Consider the following 22,702-nt stretch of genomic DNA (forward strand, 5'->3'; position numbering starts at 1 on the left):
CGCTCCCCCGCCAGCGGCGGCGTCAGCGGGGTCACCGCGAGCAGCATGCCGTCGCGCTCCACCACCTCCCGGGTGTGCGCGTAGTAGATCGACGGGATCTCCAGGTTCTCCTGTGCGATGTAGCGCCAGATGTCGAGCTCGGTCCAGTTCGACAGCGGGAACACCCGGATGTGCTCACCCGGCCGGTGCCGGCCGTTGTAGAGCGACCACAGCTCGGGACGCTGGTTCTTCGGGTCCCACTGGCCGAACTCGTCCCGGAAGGAGTAGACGCGCTCCTTCGCCCGGGCCTTCTCCTCGTCCCGCCGCGCCCCGCCGAAGACGGCGTCGAACCTGTTCTCCTCGATGGTGTCGAGCAGCACCGGCGTCTGCAGCTGGTTACGTGACGCGCCGGGACGGGTGTCCTCGGTGATGGTCCCGGCGTCGATGGCGTCCTGGACGGAGCCCACGACCAGGCGCGCGGACAACTGCGCCGCCCGGGCGTCCCGGAACGCCATCACCTCGAGGAAGTTGTGGCCGGTGTCGATGTGCACCAGCGGGAAGGGCAGCTTCGCCGGCCAGAACGCCTTCTCCGCGACCCGGAGCATGACGATCGAGTCCTTGCCGCCGGAGAACAGCAGCGCGGGACGCTCGAACTCGGCCGCCACCTCGCGGAAGATGTGGATCGCCTCGGACTCGAGCGTCTGCAGATGGGTGAGCTCGTAGCCGATCGCGGGCACGCGGAATCCCCCGTCGAGAACAGTGGCGAAAGCCGGCGGATGATTCCACCCAACGTAGCCCACGCGGCGGCCCACGGGACAGCGACTCCGGCGGGCATGCGGCGACCAGCGGATGATTACCTTCAGTCAGTGATCGCCAATCGCTGATCACTGGCTGATGNGCCGGCCACCGGGCGGCACCGATCAACCGGCGCCGGTCAGCCGACACTGATCAGCCGGCACCAGTCGGTCGGCACCGGTCAGCCGCGGGTGACCAACGCCAGGATCCCGGTGGCCAGCTCGGGACGGCAGACCAGCAGATCCGGCTGGTACGGGTCCGGCCGGTTGTAGACCAGCGCGGATCCGTCGAGCCGGCTGGTGTGCAGGCCCACCGCGCGGGCGACGGCCACCGGCGCGGCCGAGTCCCACTCGTACTGACCGCCGGCGTGCAGGTAGGCATCTGCCGTACCACGGACGACCGCCGCCACCTTCGCGCCGGCGGAACCCAACGGCACGACCGTGCCACCCAGCGCCTCGGCCACCGTGGTGACCAGCGCGGGGGCTCTGGTCCGGCTGGCCACCAGCCGCGGGCCACCACCACCGGCAGGCGGGGCAGGAGCGGCGGACCGGGCAGGCACAGCGGACGGCCCGCCGGTCGCCAACGTGATGCCCTGCGCCGGGAGCGCGACAGCGCCCGCGGCCAGCTCGCCGTCCTGCCACAGCGCGACGTGCACCGCCCAGTCGGAGCGGCCCGGCTCACTGAACTCCCGGGTCCCGTCCAACGGGTCAATGATCCACACCCGGCGGGCGGTGAGCCGGGCGGGGTCGTCGGTTGCTTCCTCGGACAGGACCGCGTCCTGGCCGCGGTGACGGGCCAGCGCGGCCGCCAGCAGCGCCTGCGAACGGGCGTCGCCGGCGTCCCGCAGCGCGGCGGGATCGGCGAACCCCAGTTCGGCGCGGATCCGCAGCAGCAGCGCGCCCGCGTCGGTGGCCAGCCGCGCAGCCAACGCGGCGTCATCGAGCGCGGGAACATCGGCAGGCAGGTCGCGGACGGCCGGACCACCAGATGCCGGACCACCGGATACGGGACCACCGGATACGGGACCACCAGATACGGGAGCGGCGGATGCGGGATCATCGGATGGGGAATCGCCGAGGGCGGGCCCACCCGTGGCGGCGTCTGCGGATATGCCGGGGACTTCCCCGCCGGCGCCCGCCGGCCGCTGGCTGCTCATCAGCGGAAGTGTGCCACCGATTGTGACGGCGGGCGGCGCGTCAGCCCGTCACCAGCGGCGGGATACGCGCGCCAACCGTTACCGTCACCGGTGTGCGTACCACCGGTGAGAGGACCGCACTGCTGGTCGACGAAGCGCGTGCCGCGGAACTGACCGCGGCCTCGCTGCGCTGGCAGTCAGTGACACTGAGCGCTGTTCAGCTCGCGGAACTGGAGCTGCGGCTGTCCGGCGGGTATCCACCACGAGACGATCCGCCACCGGACCACGGACACGACGGCCCGGCCAGTTCGGCCAGCCCGGCCCGGACGCCCTCGGCGGTGGCCTCCCCGGTATCGATCTCCCCAGCGTCGATCTTCCCGGTACCTGCCTCCCCGCCGGCGGCACCGGGGCACCCGCCGGCCTCGCCGCTGCCCGCCCACTACCCGACACCGCAGTACACCGTGGACGCCGGGGACGCCGGTACCCAGGACGCCGAGAAGTTCCAGTCCGGTTCGACGGTCGCCCTGCGGGACTCCGAAGGCGTCATGCTCGCCGCGCTGCATCTGACCGAGGTTGTGGGCTCGACCCTGTCCGGGACGGTCGAAGGGCTGCGACTGCCCGAGCGTCCCGACTATCCGGAGCTGCGCTTCACCCCCGCGGCGCTGCGCGCGGAACTGCTCCGGCGCGGCTGGACCGCCCCGAACGAGCCGGCGCCCGTCGCGGTATGGGCCGACGGCCTGCTGCACACCGCCGACCTGGACCGCATCGAGGCGTTGGGCGCCGCCGGCGGCGCTGTCGTCGTACTCGCCCCGGTCGGTGGAGCAGACCCCGCCGATGCCCGTCACCACCTGCGCATCCGGTGCCTGAAGGCGGCGCTGGCCACGCTCAGCGACGTGCGGGCCTTGCTCGCCCTGGTACCGGTGCAGCCGGTCACCCGCCTGACGGAGTCGGTCGCCTTCGGCCCGAACACCGTCATCCGCTTCGAGACCGTCACGGATGGCGGCAGGCCGACGGCCGCTGGCCACGCGGTGTCCGGCCGGGCCGCCACCGCCGGCCGGCAGCCAGCCGGCCGGCCGGGCACCGGCCAGGAACGAGGCACCGGCCGGGGAGCCGGTGGCCGGGATGGCGGTGGCAGTGGTGGCGGTGGCGGTGGCGACGGCCAGTACCAGCGCAACGCCGACCAGGAGACCGACGACCGCGACAGCGAACCTGCCCTCGCCGGGGAGGTGGCCTACCGGACGCAGGTCTGCCTCGCCTACGGATTCAGCGCGATGACCGTGGGCCCGGCGCCCAGCGCCCCCGGCGCGGCCGCGCTGTCGATGCTGCTCGACCGCGGGACGCGGCTGCCCCCGGCGCTGACCCCCCCGGCGGTGGCCGCCGAACTGGTCCGGGCGCAGCCACCGCGCAGCGAGCGGGGCCTGACCGTGCTTTTCACCGGGCTGTCCGGCTCGGGCAAGTCGACGCTTGCCAAGCTGCTCGTGTGCCGGTTGCTGGAACGCGGGGACCGCAGGGTCACCCTGCTCGACGGGGACGTCGTCCGACTGCACCTGTCCAAGGGGCTGGGATTCTCCCGTGAGGACCGCAATGCCAACGTCCTGCGGATCGGCTTTGTCGCGGCATCCGTGACCGCCGCCGGCGGCACCGCCGTCTGCGCCCCGATAGCCCCCTATGACGACGTTCGCCACCAGGTTCGGACGATGGTCGAGGACAGCGGCGGCGGGTTCGTCCTGGTCCATGTCGCCACCCCGCTTCAGGTCTGCGAGGCCCGGGACCGCAAAGGCCTTTACGCCAAGGCCCGCGCCGGCATCATCCCGACCTTCACCGGTGTCTCCGACCCCTACGAGGAACCCACCGACGCCGACATCGTGATCGACACCGTGGACGCCTCCCCCCACGACGCCGTCCAGACCGTCCTCAGTCACCTGCGCACCGACGGCTGGCTGGCCCCCTGACCCACTCCCCACATCAGCCGCGCCGGCCAGCCGGTCACAACCTGTCCGACGCATGAAAGCTGTTCGATGTGCGAAAGCTGTCCGACGTGTGAAAGCGAGGGCGGAAACGGCCGTCGTGGCGACCGTTTATTCCCTCACTTTCACAGTCGAGCATTTCTCGATCATGGATTTTCGACGGATGGCGCCGACAGGACATGCGGTATGCACGTATGGCCGGGCGTGTCTGGCCGGGCGTGTGGTCAGCGTCGTATGGTGCGAAGGATGGCCACATTCGAGGAACGATGCCGGGTGTTGCGCCATCCGGGTGGCCGGTGCCGAGCGGGGCATGGCCGGCAGCGATCCGACCAAGTGGTCTGACAGATCAGCGGCCTGACAGACCAGCGCACTGAATCAGCGCCCCGAAGGAGAACACCCCACGTGGATCTGGCGCTGGACGGGAAGATCGCGCTGGTGACCGGTGGTTCCCGCGGGATCGGGCGGGCCGTCGCGCACCGGCTCGCCGCCGAAGGCTGCGGGGTCGGAATCTGCGCCCGCACCCGCGACGATCTCGCCGCCGTCGGAGGTGAGCTTGGGCGGTTGGGCGTCCCGACGTTCACACACACCGCGGACGTCACCGCCGCCGGCGGGGTGGAGGAGTTCGTCGACGGCGCGGCCGGCGCCCTCGGCGGGGTGGACCTGCTGGTCGCGAATGTCGGCGCCACCGTGGGCGGCGGCCTGCTGGAGTCGACGCCGCGGGACTGGGCGGACACCTTCGAGCTCAACGTCGGTCACGTCGTGCGCGCGGTCCGCGCGGCCGTCCCACACATGCGCCACCGCTCCGGCGGAGCGATAGTGGTCATCGCGTCGATCTCCGGGTGGAAACCGGCCCCGCGCGCCCAGTACGGCGCGGCCAAAGCCGCCGAAATCTACCTGGCGGGCGCCTTCGCCCGTGAACTCGCTGCCGACAACATCCGTGTCAACACCGTCAGCCCGGGCTCGATCCTGATACCGGGCGGCGGGTGGGAGGCCTACCAGCAGCGCAACCCCGCTTCGTTCGCCGAGTTCGAAGGCCGGAACTTCCCCGCCGGCCGCCTCGGTACCGCCGAGGAAGTCGCCGACGTCGTCACCTTCCTGCTCTCCGACCGCGCCCGCTGGATCAACGGCGCGCACATTCCCGTGGACGGCGCGCAGGGCCGCCCCACCGCCAACGGCTACTGACCACGACGCGGCCACTGACCGCAACATTTTCGGATCATCGAATTCGATTCGATCAGACGACCGGCCAACACCTGAAGGTGGGCGACAGCGCGAGCCGAGACGGCGGATCACCGGCAGGAGGAGAGCAGGTGCCACTGATCCGTTCACGCACAGCTGGACAAACGGAACCTGTTCGTCTGGGACCGAATCTCGGTGAAGTTGTCAAGTTGATCGTGCTATGCGGCGGCAGCGGTAAGGGGCGGTGGTACCGGTTGGTAACAGCGGTTGTCGCGCAGTGGTGCCCAGAGCACGTTGACGCGGCGGCGCGCGAGGGCGAGGTCTGGCTGCCGGTCCGAGGCGATGACGACATCGTAGATCGAGACGTAGATCGAGACGCGGGCCGAGACGCGGGCCGCGGTCCAGGGGCCCTCGATAGCAGCAAGTAACTCTACGGATCTATACGGATACCTTCCGCATGCAGTCCGGGATGTACGTGCGTGGAGAGCCGAGAGACTGACCGTCATTGGGGTGGAAATGTCCGGATAAGCGACTATACTCGTACATATGTTCGATACCGAGGTGAGTGATCCAGCCCCGGTCGCTACGGCCGCTCCGACCCCGGCCGCTCCGGTGAGGTGTGCTGGCTGCGCGGGGTGTGCTGGCCTGCCGGCGGGGGAGGGCGATGACGCGGCCGGTTGCCTGCCAGCGGTGGAGTCCTGTGATGCGGATGGCTGCCTGACCCTGATGGCCGCGGTGCGGCGGCGGATCGCCCGGCTGGAAGCGGTGATGCTGCGCACGCAGGCCCGGTTCGCCGCGCTACGGCCCACCCCTCCCGGGGAGGGGAATCCGGCCGGGCCGGGGTTCGCCGCCGAGGAGATCGCCGCCGAACTGGCCCTCTCCCCGGCCGCCGCGGCGGCGAGTCCGGAGCTGGCGATCACCGTCGTCGACCGGCTGCCGGCCACCCTGACCACGCTGGAAGCCGGCACGATCGATCTCGGCCGGGTCCGCGCGGCCGCGGAGACCACCGCCGCCCTCACCAAGGAGCAGGCCGCCGCCGTCGAACGGAAAGTCCTCGCCCGAGGCGGGCGGGCCAGTCATAGCCTGTTCCGCCAGGCGCTACGCCGCGCCGTGCTCGCCATTGACCCGGACGGAGCCCGCCGTCGGCACGCCCACGCTCGCGAGGATCGGCAGGNTCTGGATCCGCCCGGCCGAGGACGGGATGGCCGAGCTGGGGGCGCTGCTGTCCGCCGTTGACGCCCAGGCCGTCTACCAGCGGTTGGATGCCCTCGCTCGTCAGGCCACTGACAGCCCGGACGAGACCCGCAGCATGGACGCCCGCCGCGCCGACGCGCTGGTCGACCTGCTGCTCGGCCGGGACCGGGGCGCCGAGGTGTCCGTGGAGGTCGGGGTGCTGGTGTCGGCCGCTACCCTCGCCGGGGTGAGTGATGTTCCTGGGGAACTGGCGGGGTACGGGGCGATTCCCGCTGCCACCGCTCGCGAACTGGCCGCGGAGGCGACCTGGCGGCGCATCCTCACCGACCCCGCCGCGGGCAACCGGCCGGTCGAGGTCAGCCGCCGCTTCCCCGCCCCCGGACTCGCCCGGCTGCTACGCACCCGGGAACGGACCTGTCGGTTCCCCGGCTGCCGCAAACCCGCCCAGTTCTGCGACCTCGACCACATCCACCCCCACGCCGCCGGCGGACCCACCAGCGAGGACAACCTGCTCACCCTGTGCCGGCGGCATCACCGGGCAAAACATGACGGCGGCTGGACGGTGCACCGCACCGACGGTGACACGGCGATCTGGACCAGTCCGACCGGGCGGACCTATCCCAGCATCCCCGAACCCTGGGACGAACCGATCCGGCCCGAGGTTGGAGAGCAGCCCGGGGCCGGGGAAGAAGAGGGCCTCCGCCATGCACCCCGACGGACGGCCGCTACTGTCTCCGCGCCTGGCTCCGATCTTTGTGCCGGGGGTTGGAGCCGGGTCGGATCACACGAGCCGACCACGGACGAGACCGGGCGGAGCGGCCCTTCGGACCTCGGCCCACCGCCCTTCTGAAAGTCGATGGCGGGCATGCCCGCAGGTTCAGGGGCCAGCTCGAGGAGCGGTGTAACGGACAGTGATATTCAAGCGGTTCCACGGGTCACAGCCCCGCTTCGGAGATCGTCAACAGAGATTATTTGATGTTCATTCGATGGCGAATAGCTGGTTTGTCGGGTTATGTGGGGTGCCGACTGTCCGGAACGCGCCCGTGGCTGAAGCTGATCCTCGGGGTTGAGTTCTACAGTTGGTCGTAGGCTGGTGGGTCAGGGCACCTACCGACTCACTCTGGTCCGGACGGTAGCCAGCCGGGCAAAGAGGTGGCGGTAGCGCGATCATGATCCTTTCGTGCTTGGAGTCCGGACGCCCAACCGGGAGGCCCGGAGAGACCCGGAAGCGGAAGGTCCGGAATCGACAGCTCTGGATCACCGGGTCGCCAGAGATCCGGGAGGCCCGGATCACGGGGTTACCGGGAGGAGTGTGTGTGGACGGACGGCAGGACGCGCGGGCTGCATCCGATGCGTCGCGCATGCGGGTTGGCCGGACGTCGTACCGCCATCCCCTGAGGATCGTCCGCGCACTGTGCGTCTCGGTGCTGGCGGCGGGCGCTTTGGCGCTGATGACGACCGCGTGTTCAGGCGGAAGCGACAGTGTGGACCAGGCCGCCGGTGGTGGCTTCGGTTTCGTCCAACAAGCACCCAATTCCGATTTCGTCCCGATCGGCAGCCGCAAGCCGGCTCCTGACCTCACCGGTCCCACCGTGGCCGGTCCCGAGCTGAGCCTGGTGGCTTTCCGCGGAAAGATCACCGTTGTGAACTTCTGGGCGTCATGGTGCGCGCCGTGCCGAGCGGAGACGCCTGGCCTGGTCAGGATGGCCGCGGACAACCCGGAGGTGGCCTTTGTCGGAGTGAACGAGAAGGACAACCTCTCCGCGGCGAAGGCGTTCGTCCGGGACAATGACGTGGCCTATCCGAGCATCGTCGACCGGATCGGCACGCTCGCGGCCCGCTGGCCGGTCCCGCCTGGTCTGCCATCGACCTTCGTGCTCGACCGCGAGGGCCGGCTTGCCGCCCGTTTCACCGGCGGTGTGCTCCCGGACGAGTTGACGCCCGTGCTCGCCCGACTCCAGGCGGAGACATGATGGGCGAAGGCGTGACCCGCCCAGCACCGGGCGGAGACGTGGCTTGCCCGACTTCTGGCGGAGGCACGGCGGGTGGAGACGTGGTTTGTCTGGCCTCTGACGGAGGCATGAGCGGCGTCAGGATGGGCCATACGGTCGCAGGCCATCCGGTCGCCGGTGACATGGATGTCGGCCGAATAGACGCCGGTCGCATGGATGTCGGCCGTACGGTCGTTGGTGGCGCGGATGTCGGTCGTACGGTCGCTGGTGGCGCGGATGTCGGTCGTACGGTCGCTGGTGGCGCGGATGTCGGTCGTACGGTCGTCGGCCATACGGATGCCGGCAGTATGGATGCCGGCAGTATGGATGCCGGCGGTGTGGGTGCTCATGGTGCTGTCAGCGGTGACAGAATCGGCGGCGCTGTCCGGCTGGAGGGAGCTCCGGTCTGGTTGGGGGGAGTCCCGCGGTGAGCGTCACATCGTTCGTCGCGGACGGGCCGCTGCTGCTCGCCGCACCGGTCGCGGCGGCGGCGGGGCTGTTGTCGTTCCTGTCTCCGTGCGTGCTGCCCCTCGTGCCGGGATACCTGTCATTCATCACGGGGCTGTCCGGTGAGGAACTGGCCGCCCGCCCCTCGGTTGGCGTCGACTCCCAGCCACCAGCGGTTGATACTTCGTCGCCGATGGTTGACACCTCGTCGCAGATGGTCGCTTCCTCAGCGGCGGCTGGTACTTCTACGGTGGTGGCTGCCGCTTCAGCGGTGCTGGTCGGAGCTTCGACGCCAGCGGTCGGTGGCCGGGTGGCAGGACCGCGGCCCGCTGCCTCTACCGGTGTCGACACCGGTAGAGGCAGCGACACCGGTACGGGCATTAGCAGCGGTATCAACGCTGGTACCGGCACTGGCAACAACAGCAACAGCAACAGCGGTACTGATACCGGAAGCGGTACTGATACCGGAATCAGTGCCGGTGACAGCATCAGTACTATCCGCTGGGCTCGGCGGCGACTGCTGGGCCGGGTCACGCTCGGTACCGTGCTGTTCGTCCTTGGCTTCACCGCGGTCTTCGTCAGCTACGGTGCGGCCTTCGGCGGGTTGGGCCGTTGGCTGACCCTGCACCAGGTCGGCGTCAGCCAGATCCTCGGTTCGGTGACCATGGTCATGGGGCTGGCGTTCGCCGGGGTGTTCGCCCGGCTCCCGCTGGCCAACCGCCAGTGGCGCATACACCGGCTGCCCGCACCTGGCCTGGTCGGCGCGCCTGTCCTCGGCGTCCTGTTCGGGATCGGCTGGACACCGTGTCTCGGGCCCACCCTGACGGCGGTGCTGGCGCTCGCGGTACAGAGCGCAACCGCCGGCCGAGGCGCGTTCCTCTCCGCCGCCTACTGCTTCGGCCTGGGAGTGCCGTTCCTCGTCGTGGGCCTGGCTTTCCGGCGGGTGGCCGGTGCTCTGGCGGCGGCCCGCAGGCGTGCCCGGGCGCTCACCTTTGCCGGCGGTGTGCTTCTTGTCGCTGTCGGGCTTCTTCAGGTCACCGGCCTGTGGACCGATCTGATCGCTGCTCTTCGGCCATACGCCCCGGGATTCACGGAGACCCCCTTGTGAGCGTCTTGTGAGCGGGCGAACCAGCCGGACCAGTCGGACGAGCCGGAGGCGCCCATCCGGGTCCGATCTGGAGCGCAATGCCGCATCCAGCCCGGTGATCGACAGCTTGGCGATCGACGGATCAGGAGCAACGGCGACCATGGCTGTACCAATTACCCCAGGTGTGGACGCTGGTCCGGGCGTGGACGCTGGCCCGGGTGCGGATGATCCGATCGAGGTCGCCAAGCCAACTGACCTGACCACCCCAAGCGGCTCGACCGGCAGGCCATCATCTCCATCGGGCCCCTCTGGATCGCCGGTCGCCGAGCCGACTGACCGGACCGGCCTGACCGACTCGACAGATGTCTCCGACCGGGCCGGGATCCTGACGACCGTGCCTGACGAGGTGCGGGAACGGATACCCGCGGTGCCGTCCGGCCCGCGCGCTGCCGGCGGCGGCACCATCGGGGCCGTCGGCTCGTCCCGTCCCCTACTATTGATCATTGGTCCGGTCCGGCGTGCCTGGCACCAGTTGACCAGTATGCGCACGGCGCTACTGCTGCTGTTTCTGCTCGCGCTCGCGGCCGTCCCCGGTTCCCTGCTGCCGCAGCGCTCACTGAACCCGTTGAAGGTCGAGGAGTACTTTCGCGATCATCCTTCGCTCGCGCCGTTCCTCGACAGGCTGTCAGCTTTCGATGTCTTCGGCGCTCCCTGGTTCGCCGCGGTCTATCTGCTGCTGTTCGTCTCCCTGATCGGCTGTCTGACGTCGAGGGTCCGCTGGCATGCCAGGGAGCTGGTGGGACGGCCGCCGCGGGCGCCGGCCCGGCCGAGCCGGCTGGCCGGCGGCCGGTCGTGGGACAGCACGCTGCGCCCCCCGGAGGTGGTCGAGGCGGCGCGGGTGGTCCTGCGGCGGCGGCGGTTCCGGGTCGCGGTCGCGCCCGAGGGCGCAACCAGGCCCGACGGCAGCCAGGACTTCTCCGTGGCCGCGGAAAAGGGCTACCTGCGCGAGACCGGGAACCTCGTCTTCCACATCGCGCTGGTGTTGATGCTCCTCGGGGTCGGGCTGGGTTCGTGGTTCGGCTACCAGGGCACCGTCCTGGTCATACAGGGTGACGGTTTCACGAACACGCTGGTCTCCTACGACCAGTTCAGCCGGGGCAAGCTGGTCGACCCCGCCGGTGACCTGGCGCCGTTCTCCCTGACACTGGAGAAGTTCACCGCCTCCTATCAGCCCAACGGGCAACCAGCGGACTTCCGCGCCGAAGTCGCCTACAGCACCGATCTCGGCGGGCGGATCCGCACGGCCGATATCCGGGTCAACCATCCGCTGGCGATCAGTAGCGCCAAGGTGTACCTGATCGGCCACGGATATGCTCCGCACTTCGTGCTGCGGAACAGCGACGGCAGCGTTGTCTGGGAGGGCTATCAGCCCTGTACGCCGCGGGACGCCATGTTCGCGTCCACCTGCACGTTGAAGATCGGTGACACTGGGCTCCCGCCGACCGGGCCGACCAGAGAGCCTCAGCAATTGGCGTTCACCGGTGTGTTCACTCCGACCACGCAGCTCGATCCGGCGCACGGCTACATTTCGACCCATCCGGCCGCGACCGCCCCCGGCCTCACACTCACCGGTTATGTCGGCAACCTCCACATCAACGAGGGCGTGCCACAGAATATCTACTCGCTGGACACCCGGGACATGCGCCAGCTCCACATAGACGGCCCGATCGGCGCCGGACGGGTGGCGCAGGTACTCGCGTTGAACAATCCCGAGCAGCGGACGATCAGCGGTCTGCCCGGGGGGATAACCCTGGAGGTCGACGGGGTTCGTGCGTTCGCCACGTTCCAGACCAAGTCCGATCCGTTCAAGGGCTGGGTGCTGGTCGCGGCTGTAGCGATCATCGGTGGCCTGCTGGTCAGCATGCGGGTACGCCGACGCCGGGTCTGGCTGCGGGCACGTCCCGCCGTATCCGCGCCAGCTGGCGCAGACACCAGCGCCAGCGTCAACACCGGCAGCGACACCGAAACCGGCAGCGGCAGCGGTTCCGGTTCCGGTCCTGACACCGACGCCGGCGCCCGCGCGATGAGCATGGTCGAGGTCGGCGGACTGTCCCGTTCCGACGTGGACGGCTTCGCGGCCGAACTACGGGCGATCATCGAGGACATACGGCTGGCTACCACACCCGCCGATGGGGCGCGTCCAACCCGGTCGGGCAGCCCGGAGCGCTCGGAGCCGCCCGGATGGGTTGCGGTTGCACCTGTTCAGGCGCCGTCTGAGGTTCAGGCGCCATCGGATACTCAGGCGCTATCGGAGCGGGGACTGGCGAAACAGACACAGGCGGACCGGGCGGCAGGCGCCATCCGGACCTCCAGGACCACCAGCGGATCCGGGGAACCGGCACAGGGAGGATCTGATGACTGAGCCGGAGGCTGCCCGGGCCAGCAGTGGAACCGGGGATCCCACCGAACAGGAGCTGTGATGCCCGTCAATTCCGGTCTTGCCACGCTGTCCGACCATCTTCTCGGCGTGACTATGGCGGTCTACGCGCTGGCTATGCTCGGCTACGCGGCCGAGTTCGCCTTCAGCCGTTTCGGGCGTGCCAGTGCCACGGCCCTGGCCGAAGGCCGGGCGGGTAGATCGTCGTCACTGGCTGCGTCGGTATCGGTGGCGTCATCGGCCTCCTCATCGGTGTCGTCGGTGCGGGCCGCGGCGGTCACGACGCCCGGACGGGTGGCGTCGATGGTCGGCGCGGACGTGGCTGGCACAGCTACGGCAGGCACAACTCCGGCAGGCGTAGCCACGGCAGGCGTAGACGTGGCGGGCGCGTCCGTCACCCCTGCCGTGAACGATCGCGATCCTGTTGTGGACCCTGCCGCCGAGGCGCTCGCCGCGGCCGACGCCAGGGCGGTCCGGCAGGCCGCCGAGCGGGCGGCGATGGCTGAGGCGATGGCCGGGGACGGCGCGGACCTGCTGACCTCACCCCGGGCGCGTTGGCTCGGCCGGGCCGCGGTGCTGCTCACCGCGCTCGGATGCGCGGCGCACGTGGGTTCGGTGACCGCCCGCGGCCTGGCCGCGGACCGGGTGCCGTGGGGGAACATGTACGAGTTCTCATCCATGATCACCCTGGTCGCGGTGCTGACCTATCTGGGCATGCTGGCCCGGACCCGGGCGCGTGTCCGCTGGCTGGGCGTCTTCGTGATGCTGCCGGTGGTCCTCTACCTCGGTCTCGCCGGCACGGTGCTCTACGTGGCGGCGGGCCCGCTCGTTCCGGCGCTCAACTCCTACTGGCTCAAGATTCACGTGGTGGCGGCGATCGTGGCCAGTGGGGTGTTCATGGTCTCGGCGGTCACCACCGTCCTGTACCTGCTGAAGGACCGTTGGGAGAACCGCCTCGCGGCGGTTGCCACCGGACAGGCCGAGGCCTCCGCGGCGATGCGCAGGCGCGGCGGGATCATGATGAGACTGCCCACGGCCGCGTCGCTGGACCGCGTCACCTACCGCGTGATCGGCTTCGCATTCCCGGTCTGGACGTTCGCGGTCGTCGCCGGTGCCATCTGGGCGGAGGCGGCCTGGGGCCGCTACTGGGGCTGGGATCCCAAGGAGACCTGGTCGTTCATCACCTGGGTGATCTACGCAGCCTACCTGCATGCCCGCGCCACCGCCGGCTGGAAGGGCCGCCGGGCCGCGGCGATATCACTGCTTGGTTTCAGTGCGCTGTTTGTCGACTACTATCTGGTCAATCTGGTCATCTCGGGGCTGCACTCCTACGCGGGTGTCGGTGGGTGAGGCCCGTCAACGCGATCATCCTGAGTGCCGTTGGTCGAGGCTCGGACCGGTCCGTGCCGGATGCCTGCCCGGCTGGCTTCCCGACGGGATGCTGCCAGGAATCTGCCAGGAATCTGGCCAGGGATACCGACAGGAGGCCGCCAGGATGATGCTGGCCGCCGGTGGCCTCGGCCGTAAGCGGCACCTTCTCGATCGTGCTCGATCGTGTCGCTGCCGGGATGCCGGCCGGATGACGCCGGCCGGCATCAACAGCACCGCGCTGGCTGTGATGCCAACGTGATGCCAACGTGGTAGCGCTGCCAGCATGATTGCTGCCGCCAGCGTGATACAGCGGTCGACGTGACAGGACGGTCGATCCGGCACGGCGGTGGGTGAGGCCGGGTAGGTGATGCCGCGGGCGTCGCCGTACGAGCCGGTTGTGGTCAGCCGATTGTGGTCAGGTCCGGGAGGTGCCGTCGCCATCCCCGCGGCGGATACGCTCGGACAACTCCCGCAGGAACTCCGGATTGTCGTCGGGCGCGACCGGCTGTGGCGTGGGACTACGGCGTGGCCACGACGGCCACCGGACATTCGACGGCCCGTCCTGGCCGCTTTCCCGGCTGCCCCGGCCGAAGCCGTCCGCCCCGGCCCAGCGGCCCCGGCCTCCCCATGTTGGATGATCCGTAGGATCGATACCCTCGCCGACGCGGTCGTCACGGCGGGGGCGGCCGACCAGAAGCCAGGCCACACCGCCGAGGGCGTAGAAGAAAACGATGATCGCAATCCAGGCGAGCTTGGGGAGTGTACGCACGGCGGCGGACGGAGCCATGATCGCGTCAATGAGTGTGAAAATCCAGAAGCCGAAGATCATCAGCGTCAGTACGAACCCCACCACCGCACCGTTGCTCCTCTCCAGTCTTCACTCCGACCGTCATGACCGTCCGTCACGACCCGGAGTCCTGATCGCGTGCAGATCCATATCCACCGTCGTCCGACGGTACAGCCAATGCTCTCTGGGGCGGTTCCGACGCCCATAGGTGACCATGGATGCCTGTTGATGCCCAAACAGCCGATGTCCATTGGAACAGCTGATGCCCGTTGGAACCATCCGCCCGTCCAGTCAGATCAGTGACGCCAGGGCGGCCGCCGCGCAACGACAACACTCCCAGTGTGCTCCTTTCGATTGTGGGACGTGCCGCATGGGTGGAAACCCGTATCGGGTACGGCCGGTCGGCGCACGTCCCGAGGTGCCCACCACCCGGGTGTCGTCCATCGGCACCGGGGCCAACGCGTCGACCATGGCTGCTGTGTCGGGCTGCTGTTGTGTAAGGCTGCTGTTGTGCTGGGCCGGTGTGCTGGGCCAGTGTGTCGGGCCAGTGCGTCGATCGTGGCTGCCGGGACGTGTCCGCCACCCGAGGGCGTTGTCTGTCCGACCGGGCGGGCGGGGGGCTCCCGCCGGATCCGGCTGGTAACCGGACGCGGGTTCCCGCCGGATCCGTCTGGCAGCCGGACGGACGCTGCGGCCAGTGCTACGCGACGCGGCCGGCAGCGGGTTCCGGCGGTTGGCCTGACAAGCCCGGACGGCCCGGGCCCGCGGGTCGCTGCCAGGATGGGTGTCCTGCCAGGATGGGCGTTATGGCCTGGGCGGATCTGCGCGCGTTCCTCGTTCATCTCGAGCGTCACGGCGACCTGCGGCACGTCCGCGTCCCGGTCAACCCGGTCCTGGAGGTCACCGAGATCGTCACGCGGGTGGTTCGGGAGGGCGGGCCCGCGCTGCTGTTCGACCGGCCGCTCGGCGCCGACATGCCGCTGGCCATCAACGTCTTCGGCACCGAGCGGCGGATGGCCGCCGCGCTGGGGGCCGGCAGCCTCGACGAGATCGGCGACCGGATCGCCACCCTGCTCAGACCCGAGCTCCCGGTCGGGCTCGGCGGGCTGCGGGAGGCGCTGGGCAAGGTCGCCGCGCTCCGGTCGGTGCCGCCGCGCAGGGTCCGGACCGCGCCGTGCCAGGACGTCGTCCTCAAGGGCTCGGACGTCGACCTGTTCCGCCTGCCCGGCGTGCACGCCTGGCCGGACGACGGCGGGGTGTTCCTGAACCTGGGCCTGACCCACACGAAGCATCCCGAGACAGGTCAGCGCAATCTCGGCATGTATCGGCTGCAGCGCCATGACGCCCGGACGGTCGGCATGCACTGGCAGATCCACAAGGACTCCAACGCCCATCACGCCGTCGCCGAGCGTCGGGGGGAGAGGTTGCCGGTGGCGATCGCGTTCGGCTGCGACCCGGCGGTGACCTACGCGGCCTCCGCCCCGCTGCCGGCGGAGATCGACGAGTACCTGTTCGCCGGGTTCCTGCGCGGCGAACGGGTGGAGATGGTCGACTGCCTGACCGTCCCGTTGCAGGTGCCGGCGAATGCCCAGGTGGTGCTCGAGGGCTGGCTGGAGCCGGGGGAGCGCCTCCCGGAGGGCCCGTTCGGCGACCACACGGGTTTCTACACCCCGGTCGAGCCGTTCCCCGCCCTGCACGTCGACGTGATGACCATGCAGCGTGACCCGGTCTTCCAGACGATCGTCGTGGGCCGCCCACCGCAGGAGGACGGGCCGCTCGGCAAGGCGACCGAACGGATCTTCCTGCCGCTGGTCCGGATGATGATCCCGGAGATCGTCGACTACGACCTGCCGGTCGAGGGCGTCTTCCACAACTGCGCGATCGTCTCGATCGAGAAGCGCTACCCCAAGCACGCGCAGAAGGTCATGCACGCCATCTGGGGTGCCGGGCTGCTGTCGCTGTCCAAGCTCGTCGTGGTCGTCGACGCCGACTGTGACGTCCACGACTACTCCGAGGTGGCGTGGCGGGCGTTCGGCAATGTCGACTACGCCCACGACCTGCTGACCACGATCGGCCCGGTCGACCACCTCGACCACGCCTCGTACGAGCAGTTCTTCGGTGGGAAGATCGGTGTGGACGCCACCCGCAAACTCCCGACGGAGGGATACCGTCGCGAGGGCGGCTGGCCCGCGGAGGCCGTGATGGACCAGGCGGTCAGGGACAAGGTCGCCCGGCGCTGGAAGGAGTACGGGCTGTGACCACCGTCGACCACTGTTCACCACCGTCCACTTCACCACCGTCCACTGCGGGGGCGCGCCGCTCGCCGGAACGTCCGGGAGATGGTCGTTGGTGAGCGACACGGCGTTCGCCCCGGGAGTGCCGGGGCCGGCATCGGCGCCTGACGGTCCCGTCCGCGCCTTCCTGCGGGTGGTGGTGATCGAGCACTCGGTGTTCGCGCTGCCGTTCGCCTATGTGGCGGCGCTCGCCGCATCGTTCGACGTCTCCCGCTCCGTGCACTGGCTGGACATCGCGCTGGTGACCGTCGCGATGGTCGCCGCCCGCACCTTCGCGATGGCGACCAACAGGATCATCGACCGGAAGATCGACGGACGTAATCCGCGGACGGCCGGCCGGGAGCTGGTCACCGGCGTGGTGTCGGTACGCACGGCCGCGGTCGGCGCCGTGGTCGCCCTGGGTGTCTTCGCCGGGTCCGCAGCCGCGCTGTCCTGGCTCTGCCTGGCCCTCGCTCCGTTCGCGGTCGCCCCCCTGATCGTCTACTCGTACGCCAAGCGGTTCACCAACTTCCCGCACGCCGTCCTCGCGCTGGCCCAGGCGGTCGCACCGGTCGGTGCCTGGATCGCCATCACCGATCGCTGGTCGTGGGCCTCGGTCGTACTCGGGCTCGCGGTCGGTACCTGGATAGCCGGCTTCGACCTGATCTACGCCTGTCAGGACGCCGAGGTCGACCGTGGCATCGGGGTGGGCTCGGTGCCGGCCCGGTTCGGGATCCGGGTGGCGTTGGCCGCCTCGGTCGTCACCCATGTCGTGACGTTCGCCCTGTTCGTCGTGTTCGGGCTGATGGAGGACTTCGGCGCGTGGTGGTGGGCGGGGCTGGTGGTGACCGCTGTCGCGTTCTGGTACGAGCACGCGATCGTCTCCGCGGACGACCTGTCCCGGGTGAACCGGGCCTTCCTGACGGCCAACGGGTTCGTCGGCATTGCCCTGTTCGGTTTCGCCGTCCTCGATTTCGTCTCCCGCGGCCTGGCCTGGTGACGGCCACGACGACCGCGGCCACCCCGTGACGACCGGGCCACTGCGGACGACGGGGATCGCAGAGGACTTCATGATCGTCGGAAGTGCGGGAGGCGTCGAGAGTACGGGGTCAAGGTGCGTCCGGGCGACCACCGGTGTGAGCGAGGCGGGAAGGGCGGCCGCAGGTAAAAGAACGTCGGGGTGCGTCCGGCGACCACCGGCGTGGGGCGCATCCGGACAGCTGGCCGGATAGTCGGGCAGCCGGACGGTCAGGCGGCCGGACGGTCGGACATTCGGAGACGGCCGGGCAGTCGGAGGTGGTCGGGCGGTCGGAGGTGGTCGGGCGGTCGGACAGTCGGGCGGCCGGGCGGATAGTTGGGAGGACGGGTGCGTCTCGACAGCCGGGACGCGGTGCCGCCGCGGCCGGGTGAAGGCGAACCGCGGCTACCGCGGCTACCGTGGGTGGTCGGTGTCAGCGGCGCGAGCGGGACGCCGTACGCGGCGTCGGTGCTGCGCGGCCTGCTGGACGCCGGGCTGCCGGTGGACCTGGTCGTCTCCCGGGCGGCCCGGCTCACCCTGTTGGACGAGACCGGGATCGCCTGGCGGGACAGCACCTGGCCACGGTCTCTGGCCGGCTGGCTCGGAGTCGACCCGTCCGTCATCTCCGCGGCGGCCGCGGCGGATCTGCTCCGTCACTGGTCCTGCGGTGACCTCGCCGCCGGCCCGAGCAGTGGCTCGTACCTGACCAGGGGAATGATCGTCGTCCCCGCGAGCACGGCCGCCGTGGCCGGGATCGCCCTCGGGCTGTCCAAGGACCTGCTGCAGCGTGCCGCCGATGTGACGCTGAAGGAAGGCCGCCGGCTGGTGGTCGTACCCCGGGAGATGCCGTTCACCCGCTCGACCCTGCTGCACATGCTGTCCCTGCACGATGCCGGCGCGGTGGTGGCGGCCGCCAGCCCCGGCTTCTATGCCGGCGCGACCGACGCGCGCGCGCTCGTGGACTTCGTCGCCGGCAAGGTCCTGGACGCGGCCGGGGTGCCCAATGACCTGCTGCGTCGCTGGACCGGCGAGCTCGGCGCCGCCCGCCGCTCACCCTCATGATCTTCATGTTTCCGCGTCCGTTGTACTTTCATGGTCCTTGATATGTGAATATGCATGAATATGTATGAATGTGGGCGGTCATAAATGCGAGGCGGCGCGGAACAGGACCAGGGCGAACAGGACGAGGGCGCACAGACGGGACGGCTCTGGTGGCGCCGCCGCCCACCATCATGATTTTTGGAGCGTCGCGGATCTTTGGAGCATCGCGGATGGAACGGCACGGAACGCGGTCAGGGCCGGAGAGGCCAGCGGGCTCGGCGTCACGCGCCGCCCGTCCCCATGATCTTTGAGATGGTGTGAAACGTGACCGGATGGTGTGGAACGTGACCGGGGTGAAGGGGTGCGCGGGCTCGGCCCCGCCCGATACCCGCCCTCGTGACCGCCGCGGATCCGGTGGGTCGTACCGTGAATTCGCGGGATCCGTGCTCATACCGGTTCGAGATGCCCGTCGGGAGACGCACACCGGACTGGGACAGAGGCGAGCATGACACACGACGCCGGCAGGAAGAGCGACGGGAAGCGGCAGACGAGAGGCAACGGCACGCGGGCCGTGCCTGCGGACCTGAACCGGACGCCGCGGCCTCGGACGCCCGCTTCCGGTGGCACCGCCGACGGTTCGGGTGCCCGGGTGGGCTGGCCCGCCGGGCGCCCCGTAGCCGGCCAGGCCGCCCTCGGCCTGCGGGTGCAGTTGCCGTATTTCGCCGCGCGGATCGCGGCGCTGCTCGTGATGCTGACCATCCTGCTCATCCTGAGCGTCAATCCGCTCCTCGCGATCCTGGCCGGTCTCGTGATCGTGGGTGTGCTGACCTATCCGCTGGGCCGGTTGCAGCGCAGGGCCGCCCAGCAGGCCGCCGGCCGCGCCGGTGTCGGCGCGGGACGCTGACGGCTGAGTATCCGCCGCCCCCGGAGGAACACGCGTGTAGTCCCCGGGAGTCGGTAACCCCGGGGCGAACGGGTACAGGGTGGTGGTGTGGCCGTGCTCCTGGCCGTGCTCCTGGTGGGACGGCCACGCTCCTGGTGGGACGCCGGTGGTCCCCGGGGCGAACGAGTCCTGAGCTGACGGTCGGTTACCGGGGGAACCGGTAGCCGGGGGACCGGCGGCTGGCCGTGCGCCGCAGTGATCTCTTCTTTATCATCCTCGCAGGCGCTTGGTCACTGAACGTGTTCTCACTCATGCGGACGTGAGCGGACTAGTCACCACATGACCCCGATGTGTCACGCCCGAATTACCACTGAAGCAAGAACCTTCTGTATGTTGACTGTCAACGCTCTGTGACAGGAGGCTCAGTGACAACGACACCAACACCACAATCCGCTCCGCTGCTGACACCGGCCGAGGTGGCGAGCATGTTCCGGGTCGACCCGAAGACGGTGACCCGCTGGGCCAAGACCGGGAAGCTGACCTCGATCCGTACCCTTGGCGGCCACCGGCGCTATCAGGAGGCGGAGGTCCGCGCGCTCCTCGCCGGGGTCTCGCCCGGGGACAGCCTGGCCTAGCCACCAGGCCGCCGCGTCCGGTGGATGCCGGGTGACACCCGCTGATCCACCGGACGCGGCCGGCTCGGCCTTCGGACCGGCTCGGCCTTCGGGCCGGCCGCCCAGGTCGCGCTGCACCCGTGGCCCGGAAGTTCGAGGCGCCACAGGTCACATGTCGGCGGGACGCGGCACCGGGCGGGACTACCCTCGTTCTCATGGACGTCGGGCTCAAGCGGGAGATCGAGGCGAAGGTACACGCCGGCGAACGGCTCAGCCGGGCGGACGGCGAGGCGCTCTACGCCAGCGACGAGCTGGCCTGGCTGGGGGAGCTGGCGCACTCCGTCCGCGTCCGCAAGAACGGGGACGCGACGTACTTCAACGTCAACCGGCATCTGAACCTCACGAACGTGTGCGCGGCATCCTGCGCCTACTGCTCGTTCCAGCGCAAACCGGGTGAGGTCGACGCGTACACGATGCGCATCGAAGAGGCGGTGCGGCTGGCCAGGGCGATGGAGCCCGCCGGCATCACCGAACTGCACATCGTCAACGGCCTGCATCCCACATTGCCGTGGCGCTACTATCCGCGTTCGCTGCGTGAGCTGTCGAAGGCGCTGCCGGGTGTGGCGCTCAAGGCGTTCACGGCCACCGAGATCCACTGGTTCGAGAAGATCAGCGGTCTGCCCGCGGAGGAGATCCTCGACGAGCTGATCGACGCCGGCCTGGAGTCGCTGACCGGAGGCGGGGCGGAGATCTTCGACTGGGAGGTCCGCCAGCACATCGTGGGGCACGAGACGCACTGGGAGGACTGGTCGCGCATCCACCGCCTGGCCCACTCCAAGGGCCTGCGGACGCCGGCCACCATGCTCTACGGCCACATCGAACAGCCACGGCACCGGGTCGACCACGTGCTGCGGCTGCGCGAACTGCAGGACGAGACCGGCGGATTCGTGGTGTTCATCCCGTTGCGCTTCCAGCACGACGCGGCCGGTGACCCGCGTAACCGGCTCATGAACCAGCCGATGGCGACCGGGGCCGAGGCGCTGAAGACGTTCGCGGTGTCCCGGCTGCTCTTCGACAACGTCGATCACATCAAGTGCTTCTGGGTGATGCACGGCCTGACCACCGCCCAGCTCGCCCTGAACTTCGGCGCGGACGACCTGGACGGCTCCGTCGTCGAATACAAGATCACTCATGATGCCGACGGTTTCGGGACGCCGGACACGATGACCCGGGAGGACCTGCTCGAGGTGATCAGGGACGCTGGCTTCCGCCCGGTGGAGCGGGACACCCGGTATCGCGTGATTCGTGAGTTCGACGGCCCCGACTCCACCCGTCGGGATCTCCCCCAGGAGATCAACGCCTGAAGCGCCAGTTATGTGACCATGTGTAGCGATACGGTCGACGACCAACGTCAACGGGTGCCGGCCAGCAGAGAAGATCGCCGCGAGTTTGTCGTCAGGTACGCCCATTGGGCTGAAAAGCGTACCGAACGACAAACTCGCCTGGATCATGCTCCACGTGGGTGGTCGCGGATGGTGTCCGTACCGCGTGGCTGGCGCTCCAGCGCGATGACCGCCGACGTCGACCGGGTTCGGGCGGCATGATTCTTGGTTCTTGTGACCCGGACGCCGCTCCAGCGACATCGAAACCACAACGATCACAGTGTTGCGGGGGCGATGAAGGCATGTGCTCACGGCACCAGCCGAAGGCAGCGCGATCGTTGTGTCGTGCTGCCGGAGGCTTGGAGGGGGTGCAGCCGAAGGCGGCGTGGGCGTTGTGTCGCGCTGCCGGGGGCATCGGGAGGAGTATCGGCCGAAGGCAGCATGATGATGTTCATCGTGCTGCCGGAGGTGCGCGGAGGACTACTAGCCGAAGGCGGCTTGATCATGAATGGTGACCGGTCGGACAACCGGCTGAACGATCGCCCGTCCGGCCCGGACAGCCGGCTGCCGCAGTCGGTTCCGCCCGTCCGGTCGGACGCGGCAGCCGGGGCGCCACGACCTGCCGCGTCGGCTCCGTCGGCTCCGTCCACCCCGCGGCCCGGGGTGCCGCGGCCGGCTCCGTCGGCGCGCCGTGTCCTGCCGCGGGGATCCGCGGGGATCGGTTCCATCTTCACGCTGGCTTTCCTGGCGATTCTGCTGCCGGGCGTGGCCGCGTACGCGCTGCTGCGGCTCGCCGGCCTGGCGATCGGGCCGGCCGGCCTGCTCGGCCTGCTGGTGATGTTCGTCTGCCTGGGGCTGTATCCGTCCCTGCTGCAACGTCTCGGCTGGGTGCCTCGGCGTCGCGCCCGCCGGACGAGATGACGGCCGGCGGCGGGATGGCTGCCGGCCGCGGGGCCGCGGGCGGCGACCGGCGATGCGGCGGCGGTGGGCTACGGGGAACGGCCGGCGGCGGGATGAGAGGCCGGTGGTGAGATCGGGATAAGGCCGGCGGCGAGGTGAGCCTGGTGGGCACGGGCCGCGGAACCCGCCCATGCCGTCCAACGTATACGAGATGACGGGGCG

At 69.8% G+C, this 22,702-nt stretch carries 18 protein-coding genes (1 of these 18 running past the window's edge); 15 read left to right on the plus strand and 3 right to left on the minus strand.

The window, feature by feature from the left end; translation table 11 throughout:
• Together cysD and FrCorBMG51_RS02500 are read right to left on the minus strand one after the other, a co-directional pair.
• A protein-coding gene (cysD, locus tag FrCorBMG51_RS02495) for a sulfate adenylyltransferase subunit CysD (RefSeq protein WP_047221523.1) crosses the window boundary here: on the minus strand, positions 1 to 716 show its 5' portion. 226 nt of this gene lie to the left of the window's left edge; 716 of the gene's 942 nt are visible here — the first part of the coding sequence; the start codon lies at positions 714 to 716; the stop codon falls past the left edge of the window.
• A 239-nt stretch (positions 717 to 955) separates the two neighbouring features.
• Positions 956 to 1,702 (minus strand): 3'(2'),5'-bisphosphate nucleotidase CysQ, encoded by a 747-nt coding sequence (locus FrCorBMG51_RS02500; protein WP_371390034.1) that lies wholly within the window; start codon positions 1,700 to 1,702, stop codon positions 956 to 958.
• Positions 1,703 to 2,022: 320 nt separating this feature from the next.
• Between FrCorBMG51_RS02500 and cysC the strand changes: the two genes are divergently transcribed.
• From cysC to ccsB, 8 genes are all read left to right on the plus strand, one after another.
• The gene (gene cysC, locus FrCorBMG51_RS02505; RefSeq protein WP_052914236.1) at positions 2,023 to 3,861 is read left to right on the plus strand and encodes an adenylyl-sulfate kinase; all 1,839 of its coding nucleotides are present in this window, start codon (positions 2,023 to 2,025) and stop codon (positions 3,859 to 3,861) included.
• A gap of 417 nt (positions 3,862 to 4,278) precedes the next feature.
• On the plus strand, positions 4,279 to 5,058 hold the full coding sequence (locus FrCorBMG51_RS02510) for an SDR family NAD(P)-dependent oxidoreductase (RefSeq protein WP_047221525.1): 780 nt from the start codon (positions 4,279 to 4,281) through the stop codon (positions 5,056 to 5,058).
• Between the two features lie 723 nt (positions 5,059 to 5,781).
• Complete coding sequence (locus tag FrCorBMG51_RS32330; protein WP_052914237.1) at positions 5,782 to 6,291, plus strand: DUF222 domain-containing protein; 510 nt, start codon at positions 5,782 to 5,784, stop codon at positions 6,289 to 6,291.
• The gene (locus FrCorBMG51_RS32335) at positions 6,257 to 7,099 is read left to right on the plus strand and encodes an HNH endonuclease signature motif containing protein (protein WP_052914238.1); all 843 of its coding nucleotides are present in this window, start codon (positions 6,257 to 6,259) and stop codon (positions 7,097 to 7,099) included. The genes FrCorBMG51_RS32330 and FrCorBMG51_RS32335 overlap by 35 nt, the downstream gene beginning before the upstream one ends.
• 634 nt (positions 7,100 to 7,733) lie before the next feature.
• Positions 7,734 to 8,222, plus strand: coding sequence for a TlpA family protein disulfide reductase (locus FrCorBMG51_RS02520; RefSeq protein ID WP_338052675.1), 489 nt, complete (start codon positions 7,734 to 7,736; stop codon positions 8,220 to 8,222).
• 445 nt (positions 8,223 to 8,667) lie between these two features.
• Positions 8,668 to 9,795 (plus strand): cytochrome c biogenesis CcdA family protein, encoded by a 1,128-nt coding sequence (locus tag FrCorBMG51_RS02525; RefSeq protein WP_047221527.1) that lies wholly within the window; start codon positions 8,668 to 8,670, stop codon positions 9,793 to 9,795.
• A 520-nt stretch (positions 9,796 to 10,315) separates the two neighbouring features.
• Positions 10,316 to 12,196: a cytochrome c biogenesis protein ResB gene (locus FrCorBMG51_RS02530; RefSeq protein ID WP_086055225.1), complete on the plus strand. Its 1,881-nt coding sequence runs from the start codon at positions 10,316 to 10,318 to the stop codon at positions 12,194 to 12,196.
• A gap of 57 nt (positions 12,197 to 12,253) precedes the next feature.
• Positions 12,254 to 13,561: a c-type cytochrome biogenesis protein CcsB gene (gene ccsB / locus FrCorBMG51_RS02535; RefSeq protein ID WP_047221528.1), complete on the plus strand. Its 1,308-nt coding sequence runs from the start codon at positions 12,254 to 12,256 to the stop codon at positions 13,559 to 13,561.
• A 436-nt stretch (positions 13,562 to 13,997) separates the two neighbouring features.
• On the opposite strand, the gene FrCorBMG51_RS02540 is transcribed toward ccsB, so the two are convergent.
• Entirely contained in the window at positions 13,998 to 14,435 is a 438-nt protein-coding gene (locus FrCorBMG51_RS02540) for a PLD nuclease N-terminal domain-containing protein (protein WP_047221529.1), read from the minus strand.
• Positions 14,436 to 15,175: 740 nt separating this feature from the next.
• Between FrCorBMG51_RS02540 and FrCorBMG51_RS02545 the strand changes: the two genes are divergently transcribed.
• From FrCorBMG51_RS02545 to FrCorBMG51_RS02575, 7 genes are all read left to right on the plus strand, one after another.
• A complete protein-coding gene (locus tag FrCorBMG51_RS02545; protein WP_047221530.1) occupies positions 15,176 to 16,627 on the plus strand; it encodes a menaquinone biosynthesis decarboxylase in 1,452 nt (483 codons plus the stop codon).
• A gap of 91 nt (positions 16,628 to 16,718) precedes the next feature.
• Entirely contained in the window at positions 16,719 to 17,642 is a 924-nt protein-coding gene (mqnP, locus tag FrCorBMG51_RS02550; protein WP_047221531.1) for a menaquinone biosynthesis prenyltransferase MqnP, read from the plus strand.
• 366 nt (positions 17,643 to 18,008) lie between these two features.
• Positions 18,009 to 18,722 carry a UbiX family flavin prenyltransferase gene (locus tag FrCorBMG51_RS02555; RefSeq protein ID WP_083730939.1) on the plus strand — a complete coding sequence of 238 codons (714 nt, stop codon included), beginning with the start codon at positions 18,009 to 18,011 and terminating at the stop codon, positions 18,720 to 18,722.
• Positions 18,723 to 19,206: 484 nt separating this feature from the next.
• Positions 19,207 to 19,605 carry a hypothetical protein gene (locus tag FrCorBMG51_RS26085; RefSeq protein WP_086055211.1) on the plus strand — a complete coding sequence of 133 codons (399 nt, stop codon included), beginning with the start codon at positions 19,207 to 19,209 and terminating at the stop codon, positions 19,603 to 19,605.
• Positions 19,606 to 20,009: 404 nt separating this feature from the next.
• Positions 20,010 to 20,219: a BldC family transcriptional regulator gene (locus FrCorBMG51_RS02565; RefSeq protein ID WP_076843070.1), complete on the plus strand. Its 210-nt coding sequence runs from the start codon at positions 20,010 to 20,012 to the stop codon at positions 20,217 to 20,219.
• A gap of 194 nt (positions 20,220 to 20,413) precedes the next feature.
• Positions 20,414 to 21,562: an aminofutalosine synthase MqnE gene (gene mqnE / locus FrCorBMG51_RS02570; protein ID WP_047221533.1), complete on the plus strand. Its 1,149-nt coding sequence runs from the start codon at positions 20,414 to 20,416 to the stop codon at positions 21,560 to 21,562.
• Between the two features lie 462 nt (positions 21,563 to 22,024).
• Positions 22,025 to 22,501, plus strand: a complete 477-nt coding sequence (locus tag FrCorBMG51_RS02575; RefSeq protein ID WP_235433253.1) for a hypothetical protein — start codon at positions 22,025 to 22,027, stop codon at positions 22,499 to 22,501.
• Positions 22,502 to 22,702 lie beyond the last annotated feature (201 nt).

Source organism: Protofrankia coriariae (genome assembly GCF_001017755.1).
Lineage (GTDB): Bacteria > Actinomycetota > Actinomycetes > Frankiales > Frankiaceae > Protofrankia > Protofrankia coriariae.